Origin of the sequence: Pseudomonas sp. BAV 4579, assembly GCF_009765395.1 — a bacterium.
In the GTDB taxonomy this organism is placed as follows: domain Bacteria; phylum Pseudomonadota; class Gammaproteobacteria; order Pseudomonadales; family Pseudomonadaceae; genus Chryseomonas; species Chryseomonas aestiva.
Window position 1 is genome coordinate 107,930 of sequence record NZ_WHOV01000005.1, and the last position, 13,569, is coordinate 121,498.

The 13,569-nt window shown below is 65.4% G+C and carries 14 protein-coding genes and 1 pseudogene; 10 read left to right on the top strand and 5 right to left on the bottom strand.

The window, feature by feature from the left end:
- The first annotated feature begins 84 nt into the window (after positions 1–84).
- Positions 85–816, top strand: a complete 732-nt coding sequence (locus tag GSQ95_RS02500) for a glutathione S-transferase (RefSeq protein ID WP_158889650.1) — start codon at positions 85–87, stop codon at positions 814–816.
- Between the two features lie 51 nt (positions 817–867).
- Here the strand turns inward: GSQ95_RS02500 and GSQ95_RS02505 are convergent, their stop codons facing one another.
- Positions 868–1,059, bottom strand: coding sequence for a CsbD family protein (locus GSQ95_RS02505; protein WP_007161448.1), 192 nt, complete (start codon positions 1,057–1,059; stop codon positions 868–870).
- Between the two features lie 235 nt (positions 1,060–1,294).
- On the opposite strand from GSQ95_RS02505, the gene gloA reads away from it, so the two are divergent.
- From gloA to GSQ95_RS26375, 3 genes are all read left to right on the top strand, one after another.
- Positions 1,295–1,819, top strand: coding sequence for a lactoylglutathione lyase (gene gloA / locus GSQ95_RS02510; RefSeq protein ID WP_158889649.1), 525 nt, complete (start codon positions 1,295–1,297; stop codon positions 1,817–1,819).
- Between the two features lie 197 nt (positions 1,820–2,016).
- Positions 2,017–3,645, top strand: a complete 1,629-nt coding sequence (locus GSQ95_RS02515; protein WP_158889648.1) for a methyl-accepting chemotaxis protein — start codon at positions 2,017–2,019, stop codon at positions 3,643–3,645.
- Positions 3,646–3,801: 156 nt separating this feature from the next.
- Positions 3,802–3,924 (top strand): hypothetical protein, encoded by a 123-nt coding sequence (locus GSQ95_RS26375; protein ID WP_256664454.1) that lies wholly within the window; start codon positions 3,802–3,804, stop codon positions 3,922–3,924.
- A gap of 42 nt (positions 3,925–3,966) precedes the next feature.
- On the opposite strand, the gene GSQ95_RS26985 is transcribed toward GSQ95_RS26375, so the two are convergent.
- Both GSQ95_RS26985 and GSQ95_RS26990 read right to left on the bottom strand, forming a co-directional pair.
- Positions 3,967–4,839: a methyl-accepting chemotaxis protein gene (locus GSQ95_RS26985; protein ID WP_372241629.1), complete on the bottom strand. Its 873-nt coding sequence runs from the start codon at positions 4,837–4,839 to the stop codon at positions 3,967–3,969.
- Positions 4,822–5,847 (bottom strand): annotated as a pseudogene (locus GSQ95_RS26990) (MCP four helix bundle domain-containing protein); the annotation flags it as partial. The pseudogene GSQ95_RS26990 and the gene GSQ95_RS26985, both read right to left, overlap by 18 nt.
- Before the next feature lie 404 nt (positions 5,848–6,251).
- Here GSQ95_RS26990 and GSQ95_RS02525 point away from each other — a divergent pair.
- The 3 genes from GSQ95_RS02525 (at position 6,252) to GSQ95_RS02535 (ending at position 9,417) form a co-directional block, all read left to right on the top strand.
- Positions 6,252–6,959, top strand: a complete 708-nt coding sequence (locus GSQ95_RS02525; protein ID WP_133860378.1) for a carbonic anhydrase — start codon at positions 6,252–6,254, stop codon at positions 6,957–6,959.
- 211 nt (positions 6,960–7,170) lie between these two features.
- On the top strand, positions 7,171–8,730 hold the full coding sequence (locus GSQ95_RS02530) for a SulP family inorganic anion transporter (protein ID WP_158889646.1): 1,560 nt from the start codon (positions 7,171–7,173) through the stop codon (positions 8,728–8,730).
- Between the two features lie 411 nt (positions 8,731–9,141).
- Complete coding sequence (locus tag GSQ95_RS02535; protein WP_017639309.1) at positions 9,142–9,417, top strand: HU family DNA-binding protein; 276 nt, start codon at positions 9,142–9,144, stop codon at positions 9,415–9,417.
- A 92-nt stretch (positions 9,418–9,509) separates the two neighbouring features.
- Here GSQ95_RS02535 and GSQ95_RS02540 read toward each other — a convergent pair whose 3' ends face one another.
- On the bottom strand, positions 9,510–9,677 hold the full coding sequence (locus GSQ95_RS02540) for a rubredoxin (RefSeq protein WP_158889645.1): 168 nt from the start codon (positions 9,675–9,677) through the stop codon (positions 9,510–9,512).
- Between the two features lie 173 nt (positions 9,678–9,850).
- Between GSQ95_RS02540 and GSQ95_RS02545 the strand changes: the two genes are divergently transcribed.
- The 3 genes from GSQ95_RS02545 to GSQ95_RS02555 all read left to right on the top strand — a co-directional run bounded on the left by GSQ95_RS02545 (position 9,851) and on the right by GSQ95_RS02555 (position 12,695).
- Positions 9,851–10,990: an MFS transporter gene (locus tag GSQ95_RS02545; RefSeq protein WP_158889792.1), complete on the top strand. Its 1,140-nt coding sequence runs from the start codon at positions 9,851–9,853 to the stop codon at positions 10,988–10,990.
- Between the two features lie 107 nt (positions 10,991–11,097).
- On the top strand, positions 11,098–12,423 hold the full coding sequence (locus tag GSQ95_RS02550; RefSeq protein WP_158889644.1) for a type II toxin-antitoxin system HipA family toxin: 1,326 nt from the start codon (positions 11,098–11,100) through the stop codon (positions 12,421–12,423).
- Positions 12,420–12,695, top strand: coding sequence for a helix-turn-helix domain-containing protein (locus tag GSQ95_RS02555; protein WP_158889642.1), 276 nt, complete (start codon positions 12,420–12,422; stop codon positions 12,693–12,695). Before GSQ95_RS02550 ends, GSQ95_RS02555 begins: the two co-directional genes overlap by 4 nt.
- A 52-nt stretch (positions 12,696–12,747) precedes the next feature.
- Here the strand turns inward: GSQ95_RS02555 and GSQ95_RS02560 are convergent, their stop codons facing one another.
- Complete coding sequence (locus tag GSQ95_RS02560; RefSeq protein WP_158889640.1) at positions 12,748–13,524, bottom strand: MetQ/NlpA family ABC transporter substrate-binding protein; 777 nt, start codon at positions 13,522–13,524, stop codon at positions 12,748–12,750.
- Between the last annotated feature and the right edge of the window lie 45 nt (positions 13,525–13,569).

Consider the following 13,569-nt stretch of genomic DNA (forward strand, 5'->3'; position numbering starts at 1 on the left):
AAGCCGCGCGGTGGGCAAACCTCCGCGGCGGACCAGGGGTCAGCTTTCCTGGACCCGTATTCCCAGCAGACGACGGAGGTTTCCATGCGTTATGAACTGCACTACTGGCCCAGCATCCAGGGCCGCGGCGAATTCGTCCGCCTGGCGCTCGAAGAGGCCGGTGCACGCTATCTCGATGTCGGCAATGCCCCGGAAAACGAAGGCCTGGGCGTACCCGCCATGGAGGACTACCTGCAAGGCCAGAAGACCCGTCGGCCGCCCTTCGCCCCGCCCTTTCTCAAGGCCGGCGACGAGGTCGTCTCCCATGTCGCTAACATCCTCCAGTTCCTCGGGCCACGGCTGGACCTGGTACCGGCCGATGAAGAATCCCGCTTCTGGGTCCACGGCCTGCAGCTGACCATCACCGACCTCACCGCCGAGGCCCACGATGTCCATCATCCGGTGGCCATCGCCCTGACCTACGAAGAGCAGCAGGACGAAGCCCGGCGCCGGGCCAAGGCCTTTGCCGGGGAACGGATCCGTACCTATTTGAGCTACTTCGAGCGGGTACTGGGCTTCAACCCGGCAGGCGACAGCTGGCTGGTGGGCGAGCGTCGCTCCTATGTCGACCTGTCACTGTGCCAGGTGGTGGCCGGCCTGACCTATGCCTTCCCCAACGCCATGCGGCGCCTGGCGCCGGAGATCCCCCGGGTACTGGCCGTGGCCGAGCGGGTGGCCGCGCTACCCAACATCGCCGCCTACCTGGCCTCGCCGCGCCGCCTGGCCTTCAGCGAGAACGGCATCTTCCGCCATTATCCGGAGCTGGATCCGGCCTGACGGGCAAAAGAAAAGGCCGCCCTGAGGCGGCCTTTTCCATACAGCCTGGACTCAGGCGCGGTCGATGGTGTTCTTGACCGCTTCCTTGCCCTTGCCGACGTTCTTTTGCAGTTTGCCTTCGGCTTCCTGGGCACGACCCTCGCCTTTCATGCGCGAGTTGTCGGTGGCTTCGCCGACGCCTTGCTTGACCTTGCCGGCCACTTCTTTGGCGGTACCCTTGATCTTGTCGCTGGTGCTGCTCATATCAGTCTCCTTGGGATCGCACAGGCAGTGCGCTTGTAAAATCCGACTACGGCTCTAGCCGGGTGGTTTCGACCATTCGTCGCACGGCGTAGCGTCCGGACGCCTTGGGCAGTGGCGCTGGAAGCCTTTAGACTTCCCGCCCTTTTCGTGAGCGACCGCCCAGGTGCCCTTCCCCACGGGAACGTTGCGCGGGGCCGCCTCTCCAACTTCCACACCCCTTCACCGGAGACTTCTGATGTCGCTGAGCCAATTCGACAACCTGCCGGGCGTGACCGCCCAGCCCGACGCCGCCACCCGCGAATTCGTCTTCAACCACACCATGCTGCGGGTCAAGAACCTGGAAACTTCGCTGGACTTCTACACCCGCGTGCTGGGTTTCACCGTGGTCGATCACAAGGACTTCCCGGACGCCAAGTTCAGCCTGACCTTCCTTGCCCTGGTCGATCGCAACCAAGTGCCGGAAGATCCGCAGGCCCGCCAGCGCTGGCGCAAGTCCACCCCGGGCATTCTCGAACTGACCCACAACCACGGTACCGAAGACGATGCCGGCTTCAGCTACCACAATGGCAACAGCGATCCGCGCGGCTTCGGCCACACCTGCGTGGCGGTCCCGGACATCCGCGCCGCCTGCGAGCGCTTCGAGCAGCTGGGCGTAGCCTTCCAGAAGCGCCTGACCGACGGCAGCATGAAGGAAATCGCCTTCATCAAGGACCCCGATGGCTACTGGGTCGAGGTCATCCAGTTCACCCCGCTGTCCTGATCCCTCCGGGCCCGGCATTCGCTGGGCCCGCCCCTGCCTGCCCCTCCGAAGACATCCGACGACTCTTCGGCGCTTAACTGATACCGACTGGCTCCAGGCCATCGACGCCTACTCGCGCCTTTGGCGTACTGCTGACGAAAAGCCTTACCAAAGTCGTATTGCGCACCCCTGCCAGCGACGTCGTCAGAGAGTCCATCATGAAAAAAACAACAAAAATCCGTACCGGTATGTACAGCGTGCTCAGCCTGTTCGTCGCCTGCCTGCTGCTGGCGTGCCTCTATGGGTGGCTCAACGCCCGGACCAGCGCCCAGCAGATCCGCGACCTGGATAGTCTGACCATGGACCAGTTGGACAAGGTCAACAACGCCGCCACCTGGATCAGCCGCGCCAGCGCCAACTCCCATACCGCCATGCTCGACCGGGTCAACGGCGATGCGGCCAAGGCCGAGAAAGGCGTGAAGCTGGCGCTGGAGCGGTTGGACATCGCCCGCAAACTGATCACCGACATGCAGGCCAACGTCAGCGATCCCAAGCTGAGTGGCCAGATCGAGGCCATGCTCAAGGCCTTCGACGCCTACAAGGTCATCGTCGAGGGACAGATCGCCGCCTGCCGCGCCGGCGACCTGCCCGGCTACATCCGTATCAGCGACGGGGCCAAGGGGGCCAGCACGGCCTTCGCCGACACCCGCCAGGCCTTCACCGACGAGATCACCAGCCGCATCGACGCCACCCTGGCCGCCTCTGAGAGTCGCGTCTTGCAAGCCGAGATACGCACCCTGTTACTGGTCGGCCTGACCCTGCTGCTGGCGGTGCTCTCCGGCTGGTTCATCGCCCGCCGGGTGCTGGCCCCGCTCAACGAAGCCGGCGAGCACTTCGCCGCCATGAGCGAAGGCGATCTGACCCGCCGTATCGAGGTGCGCAGCCATGACGAGATCGGCCAGCTGTTCGCCGGCCTCGCCACCCTGCAGAGCCGCCAGCGCGACACCCTGGCCCAGCTCAATCGCACCGCCGAGCAACTCGACAGCGCCGCCCAGGAACTGGGCGAGGTGACGGCCCAGAGCAACCGCACCCTGAATCAGCAACAACAGGAACTGGAACAGGCCGTGACGGCGGTGACCGAGATGACCACCGCCGTGGAAGAGGTGGCCCGCAATGCCGCCTCCACCTCGGATACCGCCCGCGAATCCGATCGCCTGGCCACGGGCAGTCGCGGCCAGGTGGCCCAGGTGCTCAGCGAATTGCAGAGCATGCAGACCACGGTCAACGAAAGCGAAGCCGTGATCGCCAACCTGGCGCAGCAGGCCAACCAGATCGGCAAGGTGCTGGACGTGATCCGCGCGGTCTCCGAGCAGACCAACCTGCTGGCGCTCAACGCCGCCATCGAAGCGGCGCGTGCCGGCGACGCCGGCCGTGGCTTCGCCGTGGTGGCCGACGAGGTGCGCAGCCTGGCCCAGCGCACCCGCCAGTCGACCCTGGAGATCGAGCAGATGATCGGCAACATCCAGACCGGCACCGGTCAGGCGGTGACCGCCATCCAGCGCAGCAACACCCTGGCTGGCACCACCCTGGAAACCACCGAGCGGACCGGCCAGAGCCTGGAGCACATCTTCGTCGCCATCGGCGACATCAACGAGCGCAACCTGGTCATCGCCAGCGCCGCCGAGGAACAGGCCCAGGTGGCGCGGGAGGTGGATCGCAACCTGATCAACATCCGCGAACTGGCGAGCGTGTCCAAGCGCGGCGCCGACCAGATCGAGACCTCCAGTCGCCAGCTGGTCGCACTGACCCGCGAGATCCACGGCCTGGCGGCACGCTTCCGCGTCTGACCCGCCAGGCGGCTACCCGGGAACAGGCGTCCCGGGGTAGCCGCGGCTTTACCCAACTTTACGTTTTCTTGGCACGACGTCGCCGCCGCTACAGGGGAAAATTCGCCCCGGGCGCCAGGCGTGGCGCCCGTTCTCGCCACGGAGCTGCCTGACGTCATGACGACCTGCCCTACCCCGCGCGGCCCTCGCCTGAGGTGCCTGCTGCTGTCCCTTCTCGCCTCGCCCCTGGGTCTGCTGGTGCTGCTGACCGGCGTGCTGCAACTGCTCGGCCCCGGCTAGGGCCGCAGCGTCCGGCCACCGCAGCGGCCGGACCCGCCTGGCTCACAGGCGGAAGCGCGTGACCAGGCCATTGAGGTCCACGGCCAGGCGCGACAGCTCGGCGCTGGCGGCGCTGGACTGCTCGGCACCCGCGGCGGTCTGGACCGACAACTCGCGGATGTTCACCAGGTTGCGATCCACTTCGCGGGCCACCTGGGCCTGCTCTTCCGCCGCGCTGGCGATCACCAGATTGCGCTCGTTGATGCCGCCGATGGCGCCATGGATGCGCTCCAGGGCATGGCCGGCGCCGCGCGCCACTTCCAGGGTCGACTGGGCCCGCACGGTGCTGCTGCGCATGGCCGCGACCGCCTGCTCGGTGCCCTGCTGGATGGTGCCGATGGAGGTCTCGATCTCGCGGGTCGACTCCTGGGTGCGATGGGCCAGAGCCCGCACCTCGTCGGCCACCACGGCGAAGCCGCGACCCGCTTCACCGGCGCGCGCCGCCTCGATGGCGGCATTGAGCGCCAGCAGATTGGTCTGCTCGGCGACGCTGCGGATCACGTCGAGCACCTTGCCGATGTCGTTGACCTGGACCGCCAGATCGCCCACCAGGGTGGCGCCATGCTGGACGTCGTCGCTCATGGTGGCGATGGCGCCCACGGTTTCCTGCACCAGGTCGCGGCCGTCACGGGCCACGCCGGCCGACTCCTGGGAGGCCTGGGAGGTATTGACGGCATTGCGCGCCACCTCGTCCACCGCCGACGACATCTGGTTCACCGCGGTGGCGGCCTGTTCGATCTCGGCGTTCTGGCGTTGCAGGCCGCGACTGGATTCATCGGTCACGGCATTGAGTTCTTCCGCCGCCGAAGCGAGCTGGGTGGCCGAGCCGAGGATGCCCTGCAGGGTCTGACGCAGCTGGCCCTGCATGGTTTTCATGGCCTGCAGCAGGCGCGCGGCCTCGTCGCGGCCTTCGCTATGGATCTCCTGGCTGAGGTCGCCGGTGGCGATCACCTCGGCGGCCTGCACGGCGCGGGCGATGGGCTGGGTGATGCTGCGGATCAGCAGCCAGGCGAAGACCACGGTCAGCAGCGCGGTGGCCGCCAGCAGCAGCACCAGCCACTGGATGGCATGGCTATAGTCGGCAGCGGACTGGGCGTTGGCCGCGGCGGTCTGCTGATCCACCAGGTCGGTGAGTTGCTTGAGCACGCCATTGACCGCATCGGAGTTGGCCAGCAGGTCTTCGTTGAGCAGGCGACGCAGGGGCTCCAGCTGATCGGCGGCGGAAAACGCCAGCATGCGCTGTTGCAGACCGTCGTACTGGGCGATCAACTGACCGTAGCGGCTGTAGGCGGTGCGTTCTTCGTCGGACTGGATCAGCGCCTCGTAGCGCTGCTGGGCGGCGCGCATCTGGCCGTTGCGCTGCTGGAACAGCGCCTGGGTCTTGGCGATGATCTCCGGCTCGCGATTGAGCAGCAGGCGATAGGACAGCACCCGCAGGCGCAGGGTCAGGGCGGTCAGTTCGTCGAGCGCGGCCACGCGCGGCATGGCGCGGTCTTCGATGGCCAGGCCGGAGGCGCGGATGTCGTTCATCTTGACCAGGGCGGTGCCGCCGAGCAGCAGCAGGAGCAGACCGATAAAGGCGAAACCAAGGGTGGCACGCCGCGCGATGGAGAGATTGCGAAAGGACATGGAGAGTTTCCGTTGAGCCTGGAAAGCACCCGCTATCGACCGCACCGTGCAAATCCTGAGGTCCGTTGTCGGACCGGATTTCTCCACCCCTGTCGAGCAAAGGCCGCAAACCCTTGTCCTATAGGGCATCGGAGCTATTGAAAGGCTGGCGAAAGGTCTAGGCCGCGGCACTGTGCCGCAGATCACAGGCCGGAGGTAAAGTGGGCGAAAGACGCTCGGTTTCCCCAGCGGCATTGCGTTCACATTTTTGCACATCTCTCGCAAGCCACTGATCGCCAAGAAAATCTTCTCGGCTATCGCAATTCACGTTTTCTTCACGGGGAAAACCGCGATTCGGCGCCTATATTCCGGCTTCGTGTCGATAAAAGGGGTAAAAGCGCTGATCGTGCAGCGATAATGGCTGGATGATCTCAGTATAAGTTTGAAATATCTTCTGCGTTGTCTGTCACGAGCTATTGTTTCAGCGTGGATTAAGGTTGTGGTCACCACACTGAGTGACCGGGTACCAGGACGCCGCCCGAATACGCGATGGACCGCCAGACAATGAAGCCACCAGCACCCTAGAGGGCCGGGGCGTATCGAGGCGATGCCAGGGGGCGTCTAGCCACTAACCAGCGCTTGCCGCTGCCATTGCGTACTTGAGAAGAGGTCAGAAACAGATGAGCGACAATACGGATACCTTCGGCGCACCCGACGAGGCCCTCCTGCAGCTGGTCGATGGTTTCAAGCGTTTCCGCCAGGATGTCTTCCCCGAACAGGAAGCGCTGTTCAAGAAGCTCGCCAGTGCGCAGTCGCCCAAGGCCATGTTCATCACCTGCGCCGACTCGCGCATCGTCCCGGAACTGATCACCCAGAGTTCGCCAGGCGATCTGTTCGTGACCCGTAACGTCGGCAACGTGGTGCCCCCCTATGGCCAGATGAACGGCGGCGTCTCCACCGCCATCGAGTACGCGGTCGTGGCGCTGGGCGTGAAGCACATCATCATCTGCGGCCACTCCGACTGCGGCGCCATGAAAGCCGTACTCAATCCCGATCCGCTGGAAAAGATGCCGACGGTAAAGGTCTGGCTGCGCCATGCCGAGGTCGCCCGTACCGTGGTCGAAGACCATGGCCATTGCGACTGCGGCCACGGCGGCACCCTGGGCTTCCTCACCGAGGAAAACGTGGTGGCCCAACTGGTCCACCTGCGTACTCACCCCTCGGTGGCGTCGCGTCTGGCCAGCGGTCAGCTGCAGATCCATGGCTGGGTCTATTCCATCGAAACTAGCGAGATCAAGGCGTACGACGCCCAGCAGGAGCGCTTCCTGCCGCTAGATGGCGAAAACATGCCGGTCGCCACCCCGCGTCCGCGCCTGCAACCGGCCTGATCCACCGCGGCCAGCCGGTTCGCCGGCTGGCCGTCCCGAGAAGGGTCGCTCGGCCCCTCGCCATAACAGCGCACTGCGCCGGACGATCCCACCTGGGGCTCCAATCGGGATCGCCCACCCTAGCCGCTAGCCGCCTGAATCCCGAACCGTGTCATATGACGTGATATGACGCGCGGGCACCCTTTTTCCTAGTCGCTGGAGGACCAGGACCATGCTTGGCAATCAACAGACCCCGGGGCGCAACCTGTCGCGCGACGCCCTGGCCTCACTGGTAGTGTTTCTGGTCGCCCTGCCGCTGTGCATGGGGATCGCCATCGCCTCCGGCATGCCGCCGGCCAAGGGCATCATCACCGGCATCATCGGTGGCCTGGTGGTCGGCTTTCTTGCCGGCTCGCCGCTGCAGGTCAGCGGTCCGGCCGCCGGCCTGGTGGTGCTGGTGTTCGATCTGATCAACCGCCATGGCATCGAGGCGCTGGGCCCGGTACTGCTGCTCGCCGGCCTGCTGCAACTCATCGCCGGCTTCACCCGGCTGGGCGCCTGGTTCCGCGTCACCTCACCGGCGGTGGTCTACGGCATGCTCGCCGGCATCGGCATCCTCATCGTGCTCTCGCAACTGCACGTGATGCTGGACGCCAAACCGGCGGCCTCGGGGCTTTCCAACCTGCTGGCCTTCCCGGGCGCCGCCCTCACCGCGGCGGGCCAGTGGAACGGCAGTGGCAGCGGCGCCCAGGCGGCGCTGATCGGGCTGCTGACCATCGCCTGCATGTGGCTGTGGGAGAAATTCCGCCCGCAGACGCTGCGCTTCCTGCCCGGCGCCCTGATCGGCGTGACCCTGGCGACCCTGGCCAGTCTCTGGCTGGCGCTGGACATCCGCCGGGTGGAAGTGCCCAACAACCTGGCCGACGCCATCGACTGGGTGACCTTCGCCGACCTCGGCATGCTGGCCAATGCCGAGCTGGTGGTGGCCGCCCTCGCCCTGGCCTTCATCGCCAGCGCCGAAACCCTGCTCTCGGCCGCCGCCGTGGACCGCATGCACAACGGGCCGCGCTCGCACTTCGACCGCGAACTGGGTGCCCAGGGGATCGGCAATCTGCTCTGCGGCGCCGTCGGCGCGCTGCCCATGACCGGGGTCATCGTGCGCAGCTCGGCCAATGTCCAGGCCGGCGCCACCAGTCGCGCCTCCGCCATCCTGCATGGCCTCTGGCTGCTCGCCTTCGTCGCCGCCCTACCCTTCGTGCTCAAGCTGGTGCCGGTGGCGAGCCTGGCCGGCGTGCTGGTGTTCACCGGCGTCAAGCTGGCCGATCCCAAGTCGTTGACCGGGCTCAAGCGCTATGGGCGGACGCCCATGGTCATCTACGCCCTGACCGCCCTGATGATCGTCGCCACCGATCTGCTGACCGGAGTGCTGGTGGGCTTTGGCCTGTCGATCGCCTTCCTGGCGGTCAAGGCGGCGCAGCTCAAGGTGAGCCTGAGCTATCGCGAAGACCAGCCGGACCAGGCCGATCTGCGCCTGGTGGGCGCCGCGACCTTCCTGCGCGTACCCCAGCTGACCAAGGTGCTGGAGCAGGTCAAGCCGGGCACCACCCTGCACGTACCCCTGGAGCGCGTCTCCTATATCGATCACGCCTGCATGGAACTGCTGGAAGACTGGGGCCGGACCCAGGCCAGCAATGGCATGCGCCTGGTGATCGAGCCCAAGGCCCTGGAGCGGCGCCTGGAAGGCCAGGCCCCGGCGGGTCAGCCGGTCATGCCGACCCAGGCACCGGCCTGATCCAGGTGGCGGAGCAGCCAGGGGGTGCTCCGCCACGCTTCAGCCAGCACTGGGGTCCGCCAACGGAAGGCCGGACCGCCGCATGATCGCTGATCGCGATACTGGCTTGCCAGAGCCTCGCGGCGTCCTAATGACATGCAAAGGCCACTCCATAAAGTGGACATTCTGTCCACAAAAAGCGCTGGATTTGACTGATAATTGTCCAAGTTGGCGTCGGTCATCCTACCAATGGCTAATAGTCTGCTAATTAACTTTCGCTCTTCTCGGGTTTGCCTTATAACGCTATCTGGTTCGACTTTTGTCGCACCAACGATCTTTGTGTCGGGCCACCCTCTATCTCGGGGGTAATCGCTTTGCCAGGAAAGCCATGCGACGCCCACACGGCTAAAAATGACCCCACGAGAGGTAGCTATGCGCAAGCCTGAATTGGCGACGGTGATCGCTGAAAAAGTCGGACTTCCAAAGGAACAGGCCAACGTCGTGCTCAACACGCTGTTGGACGAGATCGCGAATGCGCTGCACCGCAAGGACAGCGTTACCCTGGTCGGCTTCGGCACCTTCCTGCCGCGTCACCGCGGTGCCCGCATGGGGAAGAATCCCCAGACTGGCGAGCCGGTCAAGATTCGTGCGAGCAACACGGTGGCGTTCAAGCCCGGCAAGGCCCTGAAGGACAGCATCGAAGGCTGAACATGAGGCGGCACGGATCGCCGCTGCAGCCAAAAGGCATCGCCTCTGCGATGCCTTTTTTGTGTCCGCGTGGAGGACGCGGAGCGGGGCGATCAGCCGATGGCGATCATCTCGAAGTCGCCCTTGCCCACGCCGCAATCCGGGCACAGCCAATCCTCGGGCACATCCTCCCAGCGCGTCCCCGGCTCGATGCCGTCGTCAGGCCAGCCCAGGGCTTCGTCATAGATATAGCCGCACACGATGCACTGCCATTTCCGCATGTTCTGTTATCTCCCAACCGGCTTCAGGTAGCGCGCACGCTACGCGAAAGCCTGGCAAAGGCCAACCGTGCCGGAGCCCGACTGATACCCAGAGCGCCCTGGTTGCGCCTGGCGACTGTCCACCCCCTGTCTCCATCAGCTAGGCTGCGCCCATGAATTCCTCGTCAGCGCCCATGCCCTGGGCCATCTATTTCGCCGTGCTGGGCAGCGTCATCAGCGTCGGCCTGGCCATCGGCCTGTCGATGCCGCTGGTCTCGCTGCGGCTGGAGGGCTGGGGCTATGGCAGCTTCGCCATCGGCGTCATGGCCGCCTCGCCGGCCCTCGGCATCCTCACCGGCGCCAGCCTGGCCGGACGCCTGGCCGCGCGAGTCGGCACACCGCGGCTGATGCAGCTGTGCCTGGTGACGGGCGCCGCCTCGCTGATCCTGCTGTCGCTGCTGCCCAGCTATCTGCTGTGGCTGCTGCTGCGCCTGGCCCTGGGCGCCATCCTCACGCTGATCTTCGTGCTCGGTGAAAGCTGGATGAACCAGGTCATCACCGATCGCTGGCGCGGCCGCCTGGTGGCGCTCTATGGCAGCAGCTACGCCCTGAGCCAGCTGGCCGGTCCGTTGCTGCTGGGGGTGCTGGGGACCGAAGGCGACCAGGGCTTCTGGCTCGGCGCCCTGCTCATGCTCGGCGGCGCCACCCTGCTGCTCGGTCGCCGGGGCGCGCCAGCGGCCGGCGGCCATACCGCGGCCTGGCGGGCGCTGCTGGACTTCTGCCGCGGCGCTCCGGCCATCGCCTGGGCGGTGGCGCTGTTCGCCTGCTTCGAGGCGATGATCCTCACCCTGCTGCCGGTCTATGCCCTCAACCAGGGCTTCGGCCAGCAGCTGGCCTTGTACATGGTCAGCGCCGTGGTGGTGGGCGATGCCCTGCTGCAACTGCCGCTGGGCCTGCTCGCCGACCGCCTCTCGCGCCAGGGCCTGTTTCTCGGCTGCACCCTGGGCCTGCTGGCGGTCAGCCTGGCACTGCCACTGCTGCTGCACACCCCGGGCGTCTGGCCGCTGCTGGTGCTGTTCGGCGCCACCGCCGGCGGTCTCTTCACCCTGGCGCTGATCCTGGTGGGCGAACGCTATCGCGATGCCGAACTGGTCAGCGCCAATGCCTGCATCGCCCAGCTCTGGGGACTCGGCTGCCTGATCGGTCCGCTGGTCACCGGCGCCGCTAGCCAGTGGCTCACCGGCCATGCCGTGCCGCTGCTGATGGCCGTCGGCGCCGCCGTGCTGCTGGTGATCGTCAGCCGCCGGGGCAGCATGCCGGTTACGGTCAAATAGGCAATTTAATGCCTATATTCATCACTTAGAACTGTTTTGCGGCATTACATTGCCGATAATACGTCAAGAGCCGATACTTGCCGGCAGTATATTGCCGGAGGTCGCCCGTGAGTACGCTGGTGGTTCAAACCTATCTGACCGGGCATTGGCGGGATGCCTTGCGCCTGGTTTTCGATGATCCCAGGCAAGGCGCCCAACAGGGCGCCTGCACCCTCAGCTATCTGGCTGCCTACCTGAGCGATCATCTCGACGATTTCGGCACGCCTACGGCTGCCGCAGTGAGCGCTAACCTGCCTTTGAGCTGGGAGGTCGAGCGCCTGCCCCATTGGCCGGCGTTTCTCCATGACATTCTCCCGGCCGGCGCCGCTCGCCGTTTTCTGCTCCCTCGCCTCGGACTGAGCGCAGAGCAAGCTGCTCAGACCGACTTTCAGCTGTTATCCCGCTGCACGCCGGCGCCCATCGGCCATCTGCGAATTCGTGAGTCGCTAGATGAGCCTGCGCAGACACTCTCCGTGGGCTTTACCCGTGAACAGGTCGTCGCTCGCGATCAGGGCTTTCTGGAATATGCCTATGAGCAAGGTGCCGCCATCGGCGGTGCAACCGGCGCGGGTGGCGATGCACCCAAGCTGCTGCTGGCGGAAGATCCTCAGGGCTTGCTCCATCCGGATGCCACCCTGCCCGATGACCTGGCCTGCCGACATTGGCTGGTGAAATTCCCACGCAACAGAGCCAGCGCCACCGACCAGGACATCCTGCGCAGCGAGCACTGCTACTATCAAGCCCTGAACGCCCTAGGACTGGAGACTGTTTCCGCCAGCGGACTCGCCCTGGAAGAAGGCCGACGTCCCAGCCTCTGGATGCCACGCCTCGACCGCTGCACCAGCCCCCGAGGGGTGGAGCGTCTGGCCGTTGAATCCCTCTATTCCCTGACTCACACCCTGGTACCCGGTAGCTATCTGAATCATCTTGACGCCATCGGTGCCCTGACCAGGGTTTGGCGCGCAGCCAACCAGGACCAGGGGATACCGGCGCTGCTGGATGATTACCTGCGGCGTGACCTGCTCAATCAACTGCTGGGCAACAGTGACAACCACGGTCGCAACACCGCCATCCTGCGCGATGAGCGTGGTGTTCGTCTGGCCCCCCTGTACGACCTCGCCCCCATGGTTATGGACGAACAAGGCATCACTCGAACCAGCAAATGGCCCATGCCCGTCGAACAGGCCGGCGTTGTCGATTGGCATGCAGCCTGTCGGCTACTGGCCGAATGGGACGATCCGGAACGGCTGTGGGATGCCCTCAAGAAGAGCGCCGAGGTGCTCCGTGCCCTGCCGGACCTACTGCAACCGGTATTGCCGCAGACTACCTGGGAGCATCCGCAAATTCCGCTGCGGCGCCTGGATAGCCATCTGCGCGAGGCAGGGCTGCTATGAGTCTTGACGATCAGGAACGGCGGCAACGTACGCTGGATGATATCCGTGAGGGATTGCAGAGTGGACGCCTGAGCCTGGGCGCCGGTGTCCGGCGCCTGCGCCGCGAGGTCACTGGCCTTACCCAGACCGACTTCGCGCGCATGGCCCGTATCTCGCTGCGCACCCTACGACAATTGGAGCAGGACGAAGGCAATCCCACCCTGGCGACGCTGCAGGCGGTCTTTCGGCCCTTTGGTCTGGGAATGGGCGTCATACCCCTGAAACGCCGCTGAGCCCCATAAAAAACGCCGGCACTGGGCCGGCGTTTTTTGGCTCAGGCAGTCCTTAGAACGCCGGCACCACGGCACCCTGGTACTTCTCTTCGATGAACTGCTTCACCGCCGGGGTGTTCAGCGCCTTGGCCAGCTTCTGCACGGCGTCGCTGTCCTTGTTGTCCGGGCGGGCGACCAGGATGTTGGCGTAGGGCGATTCCTTGCCTTCCAGCAGCAGGGCGTCCTGGGTCGGATTGAGCTTGGCTTCCAGGGCGTAGTTGGTGTTGATCAGCGCCAGGTCAACCTGGTTCAGCACCCGCGGCAGGGTCGCGGCTTCCAGCTCCTTGAACTTGAGCTGCTTGGGATTCTCGGCGATGTCCTTGGGCGTGGCGAGGATGTTGGCGCTGTCCTTGAGCTTGATCAGCCCGGCCTTCTCCAGCAGCAGTAGGGCGCGGCCGCCGTTGGTGGCGTCGCTGGGGATGGCCACGACGGCGCCTTCGCGGACTTCGTCGAGCTTCTTGATCTTCTGCGAGTAGATGCCGAAGGGCTCGACGTGCACCTGGGCGACGGTCACCAGGTCGGTGCCACGGCTCTTGTTGAATTCATCCAGGTAGGGCTGGTGCTGGAAGAAATTGGCGTCCAGGCGCTTCTGGGCCACCTGCAGGTTGGGCTGCACGTAGTCGGTGAAGACCTTGATCTGCAGGTCCACCCCTTCCTTGGCCAGCTGGGGTTTGACGAATTCGAGGATCTCGGCGTGGGGCACCGGGGTGGCGGCGACGCTGAGGGTCTCGGCGGCGTGGGAGGTCAGGCTGGCGGCCAGCAGGGCGGCGGTGGCGAGCAATTTCTTCATGGCAGTTTCCTAAAGCGGGGTGGAACCGTCGGCGCCTCTGCGGGC